This window comes from Devosia ginsengisoli (assembly GCF_024707105.1).
Taxonomy (GTDB): domain Bacteria; phylum Pseudomonadota; class Alphaproteobacteria; order Rhizobiales; family Devosiaceae; genus Devosia; species Devosia ginsengisoli_A.
Window position 1 is genome coordinate 82,475 of the sequence record NZ_JANQAJ010000002.1, and the last position, 14,068, is coordinate 96,542.

At 64.3% G+C, this 14,068-nt stretch carries 17 protein-coding genes and 1 pseudogene; 6 read left to right on the top strand and 12 right to left on the bottom strand.

Going from position 1 to position 14,068, the window contains the following annotated elements; translation table 11 throughout:
- Positions 1 to 28: 28 nt before the first annotated feature.
- The 3 genes from NVV79_RS00650 to NVV79_RS00660 all read right to left on the bottom strand — a co-directional run bounded on the left by NVV79_RS00650 (position 29) and on the right by NVV79_RS00660 (position 1,841).
- A complete protein-coding gene (locus tag NVV79_RS00650; RefSeq protein ID WP_303985234.1) occupies positions 29 to 994 on the bottom strand; it encodes a DMT family transporter in 966 nt (321 codons plus the stop codon).
- Between the two features lie 24 nt (positions 995 to 1,018).
- Positions 1,019 to 1,213 carry a hypothetical protein gene (locus NVV79_RS00655; protein WP_303985236.1) on the bottom strand — a complete coding sequence of 65 codons (195 nt, stop codon included), beginning with the start codon at positions 1,211 to 1,213 and terminating at the stop codon, positions 1,019 to 1,021.
- A gap of 265 nt (positions 1,214 to 1,478) precedes the next feature.
- Complete coding sequence (locus NVV79_RS00660; RefSeq protein WP_303985238.1) at positions 1,479 to 1,841, bottom strand: DUF427 domain-containing protein; 363 nt, start codon at positions 1,839 to 1,841, stop codon at positions 1,479 to 1,481.
- Positions 1,842 to 2,021: 180 nt separating this feature from the next.
- On the opposite strand from NVV79_RS00660, the gene NVV79_RS00665 reads away from it, so the two are divergent.
- The 4 genes from NVV79_RS00665 (at position 2,022) to NVV79_RS00680 (ending at position 5,465) form a co-directional block, all read left to right on the top strand.
- Positions 2,022 to 2,312, top strand: coding sequence for a co-chaperone GroES (locus tag NVV79_RS00665; RefSeq protein ID WP_303985240.1), 291 nt, complete (start codon positions 2,022 to 2,024; stop codon positions 2,310 to 2,312).
- Between the two features lie 51 nt (positions 2,313 to 2,363).
- Positions 2,364 to 4,004: a chaperonin GroEL gene (groL, locus tag NVV79_RS00670; protein ID WP_303985242.1), complete on the top strand. Its 1,641-nt coding sequence runs from the start codon at positions 2,364 to 2,366 to the stop codon at positions 4,002 to 4,004.
- 263 nt (positions 4,005 to 4,267) lie between these two features.
- The gene (locus NVV79_RS00675; protein WP_303985244.1) at positions 4,268 to 4,501 is read left to right on the top strand and encodes a BrnA antitoxin family protein; all 234 of its coding nucleotides are present in this window, start codon (positions 4,268 to 4,270) and stop codon (positions 4,499 to 4,501) included.
- Positions 4,502 to 4,592: 91 nt separating this feature from the next.
- Positions 4,593 to 5,465: an SEL1-like repeat protein gene (locus NVV79_RS00680; protein WP_303985246.1), complete on the top strand. Its 873-nt coding sequence runs from the start codon at positions 4,593 to 4,595 to the stop codon at positions 5,463 to 5,465.
- A gap of 1 nt (position 5,466) precedes the next feature.
- Here NVV79_RS00680 and NVV79_RS00685 read toward each other — a convergent pair whose 3' ends face one another.
- The 9 genes from NVV79_RS00685 to NVV79_RS00725 all read right to left on the bottom strand — a co-directional run bounded on the left by NVV79_RS00685 (position 5,467) and on the right by NVV79_RS00725 (position 12,688).
- The gene (locus tag NVV79_RS00685) at positions 5,467 to 6,216 is read right to left on the bottom strand and encodes a TSUP family transporter (RefSeq protein WP_303985248.1); all 750 of its coding nucleotides are present in this window, start codon (positions 6,214 to 6,216) and stop codon (positions 5,467 to 5,469) included.
- Between the two features lie 14 nt (positions 6,217 to 6,230).
- Positions 6,231 to 7,430 (bottom strand): glycosyltransferase family 2 protein, encoded by a 1,200-nt coding sequence (locus NVV79_RS00690; protein ID WP_303985250.1) that lies wholly within the window; start codon positions 7,428 to 7,430, stop codon positions 6,231 to 6,233.
- 65 nt (positions 7,431 to 7,495) lie between these two features.
- Positions 7,496 to 7,717, bottom strand: coding sequence for a hypothetical protein (locus NVV79_RS00695; protein WP_303985252.1), 222 nt, complete (start codon positions 7,715 to 7,717; stop codon positions 7,496 to 7,498).
- Positions 7,718 to 7,730: 13 nt separating this feature from the next.
- Entirely contained in the window at positions 7,731 to 8,438 is a 708-nt protein-coding gene (gene hisG / locus NVV79_RS00700) for an ATP phosphoribosyltransferase (RefSeq protein WP_303985253.1), read from the bottom strand.
- On the bottom strand, positions 8,435 to 9,499 hold the full coding sequence (locus tag NVV79_RS00705; RefSeq protein WP_303985255.1) for an ATP phosphoribosyltransferase regulatory subunit: 1,065 nt from the start codon (positions 9,497 to 9,499) through the stop codon (positions 8,435 to 8,437). Before NVV79_RS00705 ends, hisG begins: the two co-directional genes overlap by 4 nt.
- Positions 9,496 to 10,992, bottom strand: coding sequence for a histidine--tRNA ligase (gene hisS / locus NVV79_RS00710; protein WP_303985257.1), 1,497 nt, complete (start codon positions 10,990 to 10,992; stop codon positions 9,496 to 9,498). The genes NVV79_RS00705 and hisS overlap by 4 nt, the downstream gene beginning before the upstream one ends.
- 102 nt (positions 10,993 to 11,094) lie before the next feature.
- Positions 11,095 to 11,355, bottom strand: coding sequence for a hypothetical protein (locus NVV79_RS00715; protein WP_303985259.1), 261 nt, complete (start codon positions 11,353 to 11,355; stop codon positions 11,095 to 11,097).
- Between the two features lie 103 nt (positions 11,356 to 11,458).
- Positions 11,459 to 11,719: a hypothetical protein gene (locus NVV79_RS00720; RefSeq protein ID WP_303985261.1), complete on the bottom strand. Its 261-nt coding sequence runs from the start codon at positions 11,717 to 11,719 to the stop codon at positions 11,459 to 11,461.
- 342 nt (positions 11,720 to 12,061) lie between these two features.
- Positions 12,062 to 12,688 (bottom strand): DNA-3-methyladenine glycosylase I, encoded by a 627-nt coding sequence (locus tag NVV79_RS00725; protein WP_303985263.1) that lies wholly within the window; start codon positions 12,686 to 12,688, stop codon positions 12,062 to 12,064.
- Positions 12,689 to 12,863: 175 nt separating this feature from the next.
- Here NVV79_RS00725 and NVV79_RS00730 point away from each other — a divergent pair, with 175 nt between their 5' ends.
- Together NVV79_RS00730 and NVV79_RS00735 are read left to right on the top strand one after the other, a co-directional pair.
- On the top strand, positions 12,864 to 13,280 hold the full coding sequence (locus NVV79_RS00730; RefSeq protein ID WP_303985264.1) for a response regulator: 417 nt from the start codon (positions 12,864 to 12,866) through the stop codon (positions 13,278 to 13,280).
- A 296-nt stretch (positions 13,281 to 13,576) separates the two neighbouring features.
- Positions 13,577 to 14,026: pseudogene (locus tag NVV79_RS00735) on the top strand (L,D-transpeptidase); the annotation flags it as partial.
- Positions 14,027 to 14,068 lie beyond the last annotated feature (42 nt).

Sequence of the window (14,068 nt, forward strand, 5' to 3'; positions counted from 1 at the left end):
TTTTAGTGCCGTGGCCGCCCAGCCGACGCTAAGGCGTATTGGCTTCCCGTGCCTTTACCCGGTCCAGCCCCAGATAGTGTTCGCGCAGGATGACGGCGATGCCGGAGGCGACGATGATCACGGCGCCCATGACCATGGCCAGGGTGGGGATGTCGCCGAATACGGCGAAGCCGATGACCAGGGTCAGCAGCAGCGACACATATTCGAAGGGCGCGATGACCGACATGTCGGCATAGCGGTAGCACGCGGTCAGCAGCAACTGGCCGATGCCGCCGAAAAAGCCGGCGCCGATGAGCAAAGCGGCCTGGGCCGGCGTGGGCATGGCCCAGCCGAAGGGGATGGTGGCCAGCGACATGACGCTGGCGCTGATGAAGAAATAGACCACGATGGCTTCGGTGCGCTCGGTCCGCGTCAGCTTGCGCACCTGCATCATGGCGAAGGCCGAAAGGACGGCGCCGCCGAAGGCCGCCATGGCGCCGATAGCCTCGCTGTTGCCGAGCATCTGGCCACCGGAAAACAGCGTGAGCCGCGGCCAGAGAATGATGACGACGCCGACCAGTCCCAGAAGGACGGCCGTCCAGCGGAAGACGTGGACGCTTTCCTTGAGCAGCAATGCGCTGAACACCACGATCAGCAGCGGCGCGGCATAGCCGATGGCCGTGGCCTCGGGCAGCGGCAGGCGAGTGAGCGCGAAGAAACCCAGCCCCATGGAGGAGGTGCCGATGATGGCCCGCACCACATGGCCGACGGGATTTGCGGTGTGCAGCGCCGCGCGCAACTGGCCGCGCCAGACGAGCCAGGCCAGGACCGGCAGGATGGCGAAAAAGCAGCGGAAGAAGACCAGTTCCCCTGAGGGAATGGATTCGGTGGCCTTGAGCAGGGTCGCCATGACGACGAAACAGCAGACCGAGGCCACCTTGAGCGTAACGCCGCGCAGCGGTCCGCCGCGATATTGCACAAAACCGACAACAGCTTCAGATGCGGGGGCGGTCACTGACGTCTCGCGGTGCAGCCGGGATCAGCGGCCGGAGGATTGCTCCAGCTTTTCCTTGGCGATGCGCGCGGTGGCGAACGCCTTGTGCTCGGGGCCGACGGCCGAACCAGTCTTGACCACCTTGCCGGCGGCGTCGTGGATTTCCCAATGCCAGTTGGCATTCGGGCCGCTGCCGCCCTTGAGGCGCAGCTTGATCTGAAGCGAGTTATCCTGGGTCATGCTGGCCTTATGCCGGAGGTTTGCGCGTGGGGGAAGGGGCTGGGCGAAAAAGATCGACCTTTGGGAAGGCGGCAATCCCGCCGCATCCACAATGTCATCCCGGCCTTGAGCCGGGATCCATCCTGAGATGGAGGGGCTTGTCCGGCGGACGAACGATCCACCTTGCGGCTGTGGCGCGATCTCGAGATGGGTCCCGGCTCAAGGCCGGGATGACACCGAGTGAGAGGATCGCGCAACGCACAAGTCCCCCACTTTGTCACTGCCTCTACACCTCGGAATAGCGATACTCGATCCTGTCGCCCCAGAAGGCGAGGTGGTCGCGGATGGGTTCGACCAGGGGGCACGGGTCGGGATAGTACCAGACCTGGTCGGGGCCATCGGCGGTGAGGGTCTTGAGCGTGTAGTAATGCACCTCGCCCTTATAGGGGCAGGTGGTGCGGGTTTCGGAGCGTTCCAGAACATCCTCGCGCACATCCTCGCGCGGCAGATAGATCCGCAAAGGCGCGCCGGGCTCGTCGAGTTCGAGCGCATTGAGCGAACTGCCGATCTCGGCATCGTCGAACAGCACATGGACCCGGCCCTTGGCCGGCCTGATCTTGATATCCTTGTCCAGACATTGACGCGTCATGATGTCCTGCCATGAGGGAAGTGAACGATCTCGATCAACGCGCGAAACGAAAGCCGGTTCACCGGACCTTGACTCGCAAGGGGGCCAGCCATATATCCCCATCACCTTGTTAGCACTCTATAATGGTGAGTGCTAACAGGCCAGAAATTGCATTAGAACATGCTGCCATAGGAGCAAAACATGGGCTTCCGTCCTCTGCACGACCGCGTGGTCGTCCGTCGCCTCGACAGCGAAGAAAAGACCAAAGGCGGGATCATCATCCCCGACACCGCCAAGGAAAAGCCCTCCGAGGGCGTGATCGTCTCTGTGGGCCCCGGCGCCCGCGACGATAACGGCAAGATCACCGCGCCAGACGTCAAGGCCGGCGACCGCGTGCTGTTCGGCAAGTGGAGCGGCACCGAGGTCAAGGTCGACGGCGAAGACCTGCTGATCATGAAGGAATCCGACATCATGGGCGTGATCGAAGCCTAAGGCTTCCTCCACCCTTCGTCGTTTCAACCCACTCTTTAAGGAGCGCCTCACATGGCTGCCAAAGAAGTAAAGTTCTCTACCGATGCCCGCGACAAGATGCTGCGCGGCGTCAACATCCTCGCCAATGCGGTGAAGGTGACCCTCGGCCCCAAGGGCCGCAACGTCGTGATCGAAAAGTCGTTCGGCGCCCCGCGCATCACCAAGGACGGCGTGACCGTCGCCAAGGAAATCGAACTGGAAGACAAGTTCGAAAACCTGGGCGCCCAGTTGCTGCGTTCGGTCGCCTCCAAGACCAACGACATTGCCGGTGACGGCACCACCACCGCGACCGTGCTCGGCCAGTCCATTGTCGTCGAAGGCGTCAAGGCCGTCGCCGCCGGCTTCAACCCGATGGATCTGAAGCGCGGCATCGACCTTGCCGTCGAAGAAGTCGTCGCCTCGCTGCAGGCCGCTTCGTCCAAGATCAAGTCGTCGTCCGAAGTTGCCCAGGTCGGCACCATTTCGGCCAACGGCGAATCCGCCATTGGCGACATGATCGCCGAGGCCATGCAGAAGGTCGGCAACGAGGGTGTCATCACCGTCGAGGAAGCCAAGACCGCCGAGACCGAACTCGATGTCGTCGAAGGCATGCAGTTCGACCGCGGCTACCTCAGCCCCTACTTCGTCACCAATGCCGAGAAGATGACCGCCGTCCTCGAGGACCCGGTGATCCTGCTGCACGAAAAGAAGCTCTCGAACCTGCAGTCGCTGCTGCCGCTGCTCGAATCGGTCGTGCAGTCGCAGCGCCCGCTGCTGATCATTGCTGAAGACGTCGATGGCGAGGCCCTGCCGACCCTGGTCGTCAACCGCCTGCGCGCCGGCCTCAAGGTCGCCGCCGTCAAGGCCCCGGGCTTCGGCGACCGCCGCAAGGCCATGCTCGAAGACATCGCCATCCTGACCGGTGGCCAGGTGATCTCCGAAGATCTCGGCATCAAGCTCGAGAACGTGACCATCGACATGCTGGGCACGGCCAAGCGCGTCGAGATCACCAAGGAAAACACCACGATCGTCGATGGTGCCGGCACCCAGGAAGACATCCAGGGCCGCGTTGGCCAGATCAAGGCGCAGATCGAAGAGACCACGTCGGACTACGACAAGGAAAAGCTGCAGGAACGCCTGGCCAAGCTCGCCGGTGGCGTTGCGGTGATCAAGGTCGGCGGCTCGACGGAAGTCGAAGTCAAGGAGCGCAAGGACCGCGTCGACGACGCGCTGAACGCGACCCGCGCCGCCGTTGAAGAAGGCATCGTGGCTGGCGGCGGCGTTGCGCTGCTGCGCGCTTCGAACGCCATGAAGGTCAAGGGCGCCAATGCCGACCAGGACGCCGGCATCGCCATCGTTCGCCGCGCTCTGCAGGAGCCGGTGCGCACGATCGCCAACAATGCCGGTGCCGAAGGCTCCGTCGTCGTCGGCAAGATCCTCGAGAACTCGTCGATCACCTTCGGCTACAATGCCGCGACCGGTGAATATGGCGACCTCGTCGCCCTCGGCGTCATCGACCCGGTGAAGGTGGTTCGCACGGCCCTCCAGGATGCGGCTTCGGTCGCTTCGCTGCTGATCACCACCGAAGCCCTCATCGTCGAGGCCCCCAAGGAAGCTGCGCCGGCAATGCCGGGCGGCGGCGGCATGGGCGGCATGGGCGGCATGGACTTCTAAGGCTGACGCCTTAGACTTCTTTCGCTCACGGGCCGTTTCGCAATTGGCCCGACGCGCTAAAACCGCGCTGGGCCAATTGCTGGCCCTGCGCGAGCGCGGCAGACGACTGCCGGGCGGCGTTGCCGCCTAAAAGAACAGGCTTCGAGGTTCGTTTCTTCCCAGTCACGAACTTCGTGGAAAGGCGCAGTGGAAACACTGCGCCTTTTTCTTATGCATGGCGGCCGGGCGGGCGTATTATTGCCGGGCAAACCAGCGAGGATTCGATGCGGACACCCCGACGCGGCAGCGCGTTCGACCAGGCGGAGGCAGCTTTCAAGGCTGCGACCAGCAAGCCGGTGGAAACACCGGCGAAGAAGGTGACGCCGCCGGAAGGCAAGGAGATGGTGACGTTGCGGCTGGACCGGGCCGTGCTGGAGCATTTCCAGGAGGATGGTCCCGGCTGGCAGGAGCGGGTCAACGCCGCCTTGCGCGCCGCGGCAGGGCTCGACCCGGCCTGACACCCCGCAACAGGGGGTGCCCCTCGCGGCATTTGACAGCAACATGCCGACGTTTCATTTTCCCCCGAGGAAAACGGATAGAGGGTCCGAAATGTCGATGCGTATCGTTCTAGCTGCGGCTCTTTTGCTGGCGTTCAACCTGACCACTGCTGGCGACGCCTTTGCGCAAAAGACCAAGACCAAAGGCAACACGCCCGAGGTCACCCAGCCGCAGGGCAATACACTCGACCCTCATGATCCCGACGATCTCGAGGAAATCCTCGACGAAGGCGACGCCGCCTATTTCGTGGAAGACGGGCAGGACCCCGACTTCGAATATGCCTTCGAAATGTATTCGCTCGCGGCCGAGGCGGGCGATGGCTATGCGATGAACCGCGTGGCGCTGATGTATGACCGTGGTGAGTTCGTGGCGCAGGACTACAGCAAGGCCTTCGACTGGTATCTGAAGGCGGCCGAGGCCGGACTGCCCGCCGGGCAGAGCAATGTGGGCAGCATGTATCATTCCGGCGACGGGGTGCGGCAGAACTATGCCGAGGCCCTGCACTGGTATCGCCTGGCCGCCGGCAATGGCTATGGCTATGCCATGTATGCGCTGGGCGACATGTATCTGGCCGGCGATGGCGTGACCAAGGATGCCGAGGAGGCAACGGCCTGGTACCAGAAGGCCTCGGATGCCGGCGAAGCCAACGGGCATTGGTCGCTTTCGCTGCGCTATCTCTATGGCGACGGCGTGGGCAAGGATACGCAGCGGGCGGCGGAGCTGGCCTATCTGGCACTGACCAATGGATTGCAGGTGGCCTGGGACGAGTTCAAGGACATCCGCAATGCCGATACCTCGCCGAATTATCGCCGGGCCATCCAGGAAATGCTGAAGCGCGACGGCTTCTATAGCGGCACGATCGACGGCAGCTTCGGGCCGGCGACGCAGCGGGCCATCGAATCGGCGTTCGGCTCGGCGCTGTAGCTTAGCGGAAGAACAGCAGCCGCAAGGCCAGGGCGATCGACACCACGACCACCAACGGGCGGATGACCTTCGCGCCGTAACGGATGCCGGTGCGCGCACCGATATAGCCGCCGACAATCTGCCCGATGGCCATGGCGATGGCGGCGGGCCACACCACGTCGCCGGCCGGAATGAAGATGGTCAGCGCCGCCAGGTTCGATACCAGGTTGAGGATCTTGGTATTGCCCGAGGCGCGGGTGAGCCCGAGGCCGAACAGCATGACGAAGCCGATGGTGAAGAACGAGCCGGTGCCTGGCCCGAAAATGCCGTCATAGAAGCCGATGAGCAGGCCCATGACCGGGACGAAAAGCCCGAAGGGCAGCCGGGCGGCCTTGTCGGCGTCGGACAGGTTGGGCGCGAACAGGAAATAGAGCGCGATGCCGATCAGCGCCACCGGCACGGCGACATCGAGCAGGGTGATATCAATCTGCCTGACGACCAGAGCCCCGACGAGGCTGCCGGCATAGGTCAGGATAAGGGCAGGAAGCAGCGCCTTGAGGGAGATGAAACCGCGGCGCCAATAGGTCGCGGCGGCCATGGCGGTGCCGACCACCGACTGCATCTTGTTGGTAGCAAGCGCGGCGACCGGCGGCAGGCCGGCCGAGAGCAGCGCGGGCACACCGATCATCCCGCCACCGCCGGCTATCGCATCGACGAAACCAGCCAGCATGCCGGCGCCGGCAAGTGCGAGGAGAGTAAGGGGATCGAGCATGGGGTCCGGTGGGTTCAGGGCGCCGTATTGTCAGGCTGCGGGGGTTCGGCGAGCCGCCGCTCATAGATCGGAATATTGATCATGGAGGACATGAAGCCGCTCATCATGAGCTGGAAGCCCGAGACCAGGGCCGTCATGGCGAGAATGACCGGGCGCAGGGTGCGGCTGGCATTGAGGGGGCCGAAATCGCGGGCGGCCCATTGCCCCACGCCCCAGACCAAAGCGGCAATGCCGATCAGCATCAGGAGAATGGCGATCAGCAGGATGCGTTCGAGCGTGAGGGCTTCGAGCAAGCGATCATAGGTGCCGGAACGCGGAATGAAGCCATAGCGCGAGGCAAAGCGGCGGCCGATAATGGCGAAGGCAACCGACTGCAGGCCGACAATGATGCAGAGCGCGGCGACGAGGAAGGTGTGAACATCGAAGGACACCCGTCCGAAATGCGCCGGGCCGGGCAGCAGGACGGCGCCCACCACCAGCCCTACGGCCAGCAGCGCAATGCCGGGATAGAGAAACAGCCAGCGCGGCGAGAACAGCAGCAGGAAGCGCAAATGCCGCCAGCCATCGCGGATGGAGCGCAGATGGGGTCGGCGGGAGCGGCCGTCCTTGGCGAGGGTGGTCGGCACTTCGCGCAGGTCGAGTTGCGCCAGGGTGGCCTTGACCACCATTTCGGAGGCGAATTCCATGCCCGACGTGCGCAGGTTGAGCGCCAAGATCGCGGCGCGGGAAAAACCGCGCAACCCGCAATGGAAATCGCCGATCGGCGTGCGGAAGAACAGGCGCCCGACCGCGCTCAGCACCGGATTGCCGATATAACGATGGTGCCAGGGCATGGCGCCGGGGGCGATGCCGCCGGCGAAGCGATTGCCCATGACCAGATCGGCACCATTGCGCAGCTCGGCAATGAAGGCGTCGAGATTGGCGAAATCGTAGCTGTCGTCGGCATCACCCATGATGATGAAGCGACCGCGCGCTGCCTGGATGCCACCGGCAAGGGCTGCGCCATAGCCACGCTCGGGAACCGCCACAACGCGAGCGCCGAGGCCTCTCGCTATGTCCTGCGAGCCATCGGTGGATCCGTTATCGGCAATGACGATCTCGCCGGCAATGCCGGTGCGATCAAGGAAGCCGCGCGCCTTGCCGATGCAGGCGGCGAGCGTTTCGGCTTCGTTGAGGCACGGCATCAGGATGGTGAGTTCGAGTTCGTCAGCCAAGTGTGGCCCTCCCCCCGAGCCTGCGGGCATTTGTGTCGTGAATCGGTGCAAGTGGCAATGGCCGGTCAGTCGCCGCCGCCACCGTCGCCACCACCGCCATCCGAGCCACCATTCGAGCCGCCGTCGTCACCATCGGTATCGCGCGCATGGCCCCCGCTGGTGGTGCCGCCTCCGCCCTCGCCCCCGGCGACGGTCGTGCGGCTACGATGGCGGTTAGCGCTCCAGATGATGAAGACAATCGCGGCGACGGCGAGAATGATCAGGAGGCCTTCAACCAGTTCGCTCATGATCGCCCCTGCTTCAGAACCCTGCCGCACAACCCAGGCGCGCCAGCACCGCGTCGAGCCTGGCCTTGCGCCTGGATGACCAGCCGGCGGTGCGCGAGACGATGAGGCAGGCTTCGCTGTGCAGCATCACGCCATCCTCCAGCACGCGCAGGCCGTTGGCGGCCAGGGTCGAGCCGGTGCTGGTGATGTCGACCACGATATCGGCGACCCCTGAGGCCGGAGCGGCCTCGGTGGCGCCGAGGCTTTCGACGGTGCGGTATTCGGCGATGCCGGCCCTGGCGAAATGCTGGCGGGTGATGGTGATGTATTTAGTGGCGATGCGCAGCCAGCGGCCATGGCGGCTGCGGAAATCGGAGGCAACATCGGCAAGGTCGTGCATGTGAGTGACGTCGATCCAGGCATCGGGCACGGCGACGACGACATCGGCATTGCCGAAGCCAAGGGGCTTGGCGATGGACACCGAGGCCGGGCCGGTTTCGCTGGTCTCGTGGATCAGGTCACGCCCGGTGACGCCGAAATCGATGGTGCCGCGGATGAGTTCGCGGGCAATTTCGGAGGCCGGGAAGAAGCGCACGGTGACGTCGGGCAAGCCTTCGATGGCCCCGAGATAGGAGCGCGCGCCGCCGGGGCGGGTGATGACGAGGCCATTGGCGGCGAACCATTCGCGGGTGAGCTCTTCGAGGCGGCCCTTGGAGGGCACGGCGAGCGTAATGCCACTCATGGGGCCACCTCCGCTTCGAGGCGGTCGACCCAGACGGAGCAACCGGAGGCGGCGATGGGGGCAGTGGCGCCGAGGCGCTCCAGCAGGCGGTCATATTGGCCACCGGAGGCCAGCACTTCGCCATTAGGGCCGGTCATTTCGAAGACGATGCCGGTGTAATAGTCGAGCCGCGGGGAGAAGCCGGCATCGAAGGTGACGCGGGCTTCGCCCAAGCCATTGAGATGACGCCTGATCGTGCGGATCGGCACGCCGAGCATCAGCTTGTGCCGGGCGGCCAGCGCCTCGATCCTGGTCAGCGCCTGGAGGACCGGGCCGGAAATGGCGAGATAGTCGCGCAGGAGCTTCAGCGTGGCCGATGGCACCTGGGCGGCGTCGAGCGCCTGCTGCTCGAGGTAGCGATCGGCGATTTCCTCGGGGGAGCGGCTTTCCGAGAGGCTGAGGCCTGATGCCACCATCTGCTCAGTGATATCTTCGACCAAAGCCTTGCGGCTGGGCTGCTTGTCGCGCGGCGCATCGGGGGCGGCTTCGAGGCGGGTCAGCAAGCGGTTCATCGCCTCGGTATGGCCGAAGCGATTGCGAATGCGGGGACGCCAGGCATCGGGCATGTCGGCCTGCACCAAGAGCGCCTCGAAGAGGCCGACGCCGCCGAGGCGGATGTCGGGAGCGACGCCGAAGATAGAAAGCGCGGCGCGGGCAAAGGTCAGCACCTGATCGAGTGCCACATCGCCATCGGGCTGGGCGAGAAGCTCGATGCCGGCCTGGTCGAATTCGGCGGGGCCGTTTTCACGCTGGCGGAAGATGGGGCCCATATAGGAGAAGGCCGCCGGCTCGCCCACGCCGTCCTCGATGTAAGAGGCAACGATGGGCAGGGTGAAATCGGGACGCAGGCAGTATTCGGCGCCCGTCGTGTCCGTGGTCAGCAGCAGGCGGCGGCCGAACTCCTCGCCGGCGAGGTCGAAGTAGGGGTCGGCTGATAGCAGCAGCGGCGGCGTGGCCCGACAGGCACCCTGGGCTTCGACCAGGGATTCGAGATTGGCGCGGCGGAGGGCGGCGCCGGTCATTGCTCGCTCAGCAGTTTCGTGACGGCGGCGACCAGCTCGGAGCGCTTGATTTCGAACTGGCCGGGCCTGGCGGCTTTCCATTCGGCATTGTCCGAAATGGCTGATGCGGCCTGCTTGCCGGCGATCAGGTCCTTGATCTGCAGGATCCCCTGCTCGCGCTCCTGGCTGCCTTCGATGACGACGATGGGCGAATTGCGCTTGTCGGCATAGGCGACCTGCTTGCCGAAATTCTTGGTGTTGCCGAGGAACATTTCGGCGCGGATGCCGGCATTGCGCAACTCGGCGACCATGGCCTGGTAGCCGGCCATCTGGTCCTTGTCCATGACGAGGACGACGACGGGACCTGATGGTTCGGTGGCGCCGAGATTGCCGGTGAGTTTCAGCGCATTGGCGAGGCGCGAGACGCCGATGGAAAAGCCGGTGGCGGGCACCGGCTCGCGGCGGAAGCGGGAGACGAGGCCATCGTAACGGCCACCGCCGCCGACCGAGCCGAACACCACGTCCTGACCCTTCTCGTTCTGCACCTTGAAGGTCAGTTCGATCTCGAAGACCGGGCCGGTGTAATATTCGAGGCCGCGGACGACGGAGGGGTCGAGGATGACGCGGCCACCGAAGCCGGCAGCGCTGACGAGGCCAAAGATGGACGCCAGTTCCTGTACGCCGGCAAGGCCGGTTTCGGAACCGCCGATGAGACCGGCAAGGGTGTTGATGGTCGAAACGACATGGGCATTGCTGCCGCGCTCCACGCCGGCGGCGGGCGTGCCGCTATCGACATAGGCCAGGATGGGTTCGATCTGGGCCGGGGTGAGGCCGGCGCCCTTGGTGAAATCGCCGCTTTCGTCCTTGCGACCGGCGCCGAGCAGGAGCTTGACGCCCTCGGTGCCGAACTTGTCGAGCTTGTCGATGGCGCGAAGCACGGTGAGCTTCTGCTCGTCACTGGTGACGCCGGCCGTAGCGAGAACACCATCCAGCACCTTGCGGTTGTTCACCCGGACAACGTACTTCCCCGCCAAACCCAGTGCATCCATGACGTCGGCCATCATCATGCACATTTCGGCGTCGGCTTCCGGGCCCCCTGCCCCAACGGTATCGGCGTCGAACTGCATGAACTGGCGGAAGCGGCCAGGGCCGGGCTTTTCGTTGCGGAAGACGTAGCCCTGGCGATAGGAACGGTAGGGCTTGGGCAGGGTCTCGAAATTCTCGGCGAAATAGCGGGCGAGTGGCGCAGTGAGATCGTAGCGCAGGCTCATCCACTGCTCGTCCTCATCCTGCAGGGAGAAAACGCCGGCATTGGGCCGGTCAGTATCGGGCAGGAATTTTCCCAGGGTCTCGGTATATTCGAAGAGCGGGGTTTCGACCGGATCGAAGCCATAGCGCTCATAGACCGCCTTGATCTTGTCGATCATGGCGCCCACCGCAGCGATTTCGCCGGGCGTGCGATCCTCGAAGCCGCGCGGCAGGCGCGGCGTGATCAGTCTGGTCTTTTCGGTCATCTGGCAGTCCTGAGAAGTCGCGCCGTTGTTAGCGGATCGGCGGGATTGAGACAACAGGCAGGGATAGATCGGGAGACCGGGATTTCCCCGGCCTCCCTGACGTCATGGTCCGGGCTTCCACATGGGCACCGGAAGGGGCCAATAGTCGTCCGGCTCGGGCCAGAAGATCGATTTGGGTGCCGGTGGCAGGCCCATATCGGCCCGCAGACGGGGCGACAGGTCGGGCGGGATGCGGGGACGATTCCACCAGGCAGCGAGCACGACGCGCAGGACGGCGCCGAGACCGCGCTGGTGAACTGCCTTGGCGGCGTAAAATTCAAGGCGCAGCAACACGCTGCCATCTTCATGAACATTGATCGACATGGAGGTATCCGGCGGTGATCGCACCAGCCGGCCTTCTGAAATTGAAATGCCTCGAATGAGGCCCGGATGGGGAGACCGCGGCTTTCGCAGCCTCCCCTGGCGGTTACATGCTGGGCCTCCGCAGAGGCCCCGGGATGCCCTTGCTGGCCGAGATTTCGAGCCAATGGGCGGGTGTTGCTTCCGGCGGCAGGCCGAGATCGGCCCGCAGATAGGCGGGCAGGTTGGACGGCAACTGCGGACGGTTCCACCAGGCGCTGATCGCGGCCCCGATGACGGCGAGCAGGCCACGCTGATGCACGGCATCGGCGATGGAGAATTCAAGGCGCAGAACGATGCTGCCCTGGGGCAGGGAATTGTACGACATGACGGTTTCCGGACGCGCCAAGACGCAGACCGGCCTCTATTGGGTTTGGGGAGATGACGGAATCGGGGACGCAAAACGGCCCGGTTCAGAACATCAGGGTTGGGAAGTCAGGAGTGTCCGGAGGCACGAAGCGTGCCGGGGGCGACAAAAGACCGGGCGTCAGGCCTGGTGATGATGTCGCGGCATGGAACCCTGGCGGAGTTCAAATACGATGGTCATGTATTGCCTCCCTCGGGTTGGCGTTGATGGACGATTGGCTTCTAGCTCGCGATTCCGTGATCCGCAAGCGATGATGTGGCGGGTTGTCGCACACGGGTCGAATTGTTGCGCGAAAGCAACAGGCTAGCGCGTCGGGCGCACCAGCGCGTTACGTTCGGCCTCGACCTCGCCGCGGCAGAAGCAACCTTCGATATGGTCGTTGACCAGGCCCATGGCCTGCATAAAGGCGTAGCAGGTGGTGGGGCCGACGAAGTTGAAGCCGCGCTTGCGCAAATCCTTGCTGAGGCGGACGGAAGCCTCGGTCTGGGCCAGGCGGCGCAGGTTTTCCCAGCTCAGGTCATCGGGGCGATGTTCGGGGCGGGTTTCGAAGCGCCAGATATAGGCGGCGAGCGAGCCGAATTCCTGCTGGATGGCGAGCGTACGGCGGGCATTGTTGATGGTAGCGGCGATCTTGCCGCGATGGCGGATGATGCCGGGATCGAGCAACAGGCGCTCGATATCGGTTTCGTCCATGGCGGCAACCTTGGGGATATCGAAACCGTGGAAGACTTCGCGGAAGCGCTCGCGCTTGCGCAGGATGGTGATCCAGGAGAGGCCCGACTGGAAACCTTCGAGGCAGATCTTTTCGAACAGGCGCGTATCCGAAGTGACCGGGCGGCCCCATTCGCGGTCGTGATAGTGGCGATAGAGTGCGTCATCACCGGCCCAGGGGCAGCGCAGCAGGGTATCGGCAGCCGACTCAATTGACATCAGCGATGCTCCTTCACTATCGAGAACGTGGGAATGCTTAGACTGAAGCTCACTTATTTGGAATCGCCACCGGCGATATTTGACACAAGACTTTGAGACGATAGCCGCCGTGGCTTGAAGCGGTGCAGTTTTCGAGGGCCAAGCTGTGATCATTCCGGGACGCCTGCGAGCGCTGGTGGCAGACGACAACGCCTATGCGCGCGCCATTTCGTCGGCCAGCCTGACCAAGCTGGGCGTGGGCGAAGTGGTGGAGGCCGATGGCGGAGCGGCCGCCCTGCTCCACCTGATGAGCGCACCGTTCGACCTTGTGCTGATGGACTGGTACATGCCCGATGTGAGCGGCGCGGGCGTGATGACGGTGCTGCGCGACCCACGATTCGGGGCGGCGGCGGCCACCCCTGTCATCCTGATGACGGCCTATGCCAGCCGGGACAATGTCCTGCGGGCGCGCCAGCTCGGTGTCAACGAAGTGCTGGTGAAGCCCTTCCCACCGACCAGTTGGGAACGGCGCTTGGCCGCGTGCTGGGCGAGGCCAGCCGGGCGGCGGGCGATGACTCGGTGTATCTGTAGCACGCGATCTCCCGACCTTTAGAATTCCGCTAACCAACACTGAGATCAGTGGCTTAACCATGCCGCTTCACGGCGTGTTGGCCCTTTTGCGGCAGTCTTGCAGCCAAAGCCGGTGAGGGCCGGCGCAGAATGTGGGGATTGCCATGAACGGAATGAAAGCAGCCGGCAAGGGTGTGCTGGCGCTGGTGGTTTCGCTGTCGGCGCTGCTGCCGGCATAGGGCGCGGGATTGCAGCCGGGCTGGCGCTTCCGCGCCGCCGCCCGGCGTCATCATCACCCAGGGCACGCCGCGCCATGCGCTGGCGCTGCAGGCCAATATGCAGGTCAACCCGATCTATCTGCGCCAGATCGTGCCCTACGAGACCCGTGAGCGCAGTGGCACTGTGGTCATCGATACGGGGGCGCATTTCCTCTATTTCGTGCTCGGCGGCGGACGGGCGCTGCGCTATGGCATCGGGGTAGCGCGATCGGGATTTGAATGGCGCGGCACGCACCAGATCACCCGCAAGGCCGAATGGCCGGGCTGGACTCCGCCGGCCGAAATGCTGAAGCGCCAGCCGGACCTGCCGCGCCACATGGAAGGCGGGCCGAACAATCCGCTGGGCGCGCGGGCGCTCTATATCGGCTCGACCCTCTATCGCATCCACGGCACGACCGAGCCATGGACCATCGGGCAGAATGTGTCGTCGGGCTGCATAAGGCTGACTAACGCCGATGTGATCGACCTTTACGAACGCGTCCAACTTTATACGAAGGTGGTGGTCCTTTAATAAGGATTTTCCAGCAGAGTCAGCCCGCCTCGCCAAGGGGCA

Excerpts from the sequence above, each read along its gene's own strand:
- NVV79_RS00655 (WP_303985236.1), bottom strand. The coding sequence starts at position 1,213 with ATGACCCAGGATAACTCGCTTCAGATCAAGCTGCGCCTCAAGGGCGGC.
- NVV79_RS00660 (WP_303985238.1), bottom strand. The coding sequence starts at position 1,841 with ATGACGCGTCAATGTCTGGACAAGGATATCAAGATCAGGCCGGCCAAG.
- NVV79_RS00665 (WP_303985240.1), top strand. The coding sequence starts at position 2,022 with ATGGGCTTCCGTCCTCTGCACGACCGCGTGGTCGTCCGTCGCCTCGAC.
- groL (WP_303985242.1), top strand. The coding sequence starts at position 2,364 with ATGGCTGCCAAAGAAGTAAAGTTCTCTACCGATGCCCGCGACAAGATG.
- NVV79_RS00675 (WP_303985244.1), top strand. The coding sequence starts at position 4,268 with ATGCGGACACCCCGACGCGGCAGCGCGTTCGACCAGGCGGAGGCAGCT.
- NVV79_RS00680 (WP_303985246.1), top strand. The coding sequence starts at position 4,593 with ATGTCGATGCGTATCGTTCTAGCTGCGGCTCTTTTGCTGGCGTTCAAC.
- NVV79_RS00685 (WP_303985248.1), bottom strand. The coding sequence starts at position 6,216 with ATGCTCGATCCCCTTACTCTCCTCGCACTTGCCGGCGCCGGCATGCTG.
- NVV79_RS00695 (WP_303985252.1), bottom strand. The coding sequence starts at position 7,717 with ATGAGCGAACTGGTTGAAGGCCTCCTGATCATTCTCGCCGTCGCCGCG.
- hisG (WP_303985253.1), bottom strand. The coding sequence starts at position 8,438 with ATGAGTGGCATTACGCTCGCCGTGCCCTCCAAGGGCCGCCTCGAAGAG.
- NVV79_RS00705 (WP_303985255.1), bottom strand. The coding sequence starts at position 9,499 with ATGACCGGCGCCGCCCTCCGCCGCGCCAATCTCGAATCCCTGGTCGAA.
- hisS (WP_303985257.1), bottom strand. The coding sequence starts at position 10,992 with ATGACCGAAAAGACCAGACTGATCACGCCGCGCCTGCCGCGCGGCTTC.
- NVV79_RS00715 (WP_303985259.1), bottom strand. The coding sequence starts at position 11,355 with ATGTCGATCAATGTTCATGAAGATGGCAGCGTGTTGCTGCGCCTTGAA.
- NVV79_RS00720 (WP_303985261.1), bottom strand. The coding sequence starts at position 11,719 with ATGTCGTACAATTCCCTGCCCCAGGGCAGCATCGTTCTGCGCCTTGAA.
- NVV79_RS00725 (WP_303985263.1), bottom strand. The coding sequence starts at position 12,688 with ATGTCAATTGAGTCGGCTGCCGATACCCTGCTGCGCTGCCCCTGGGCC.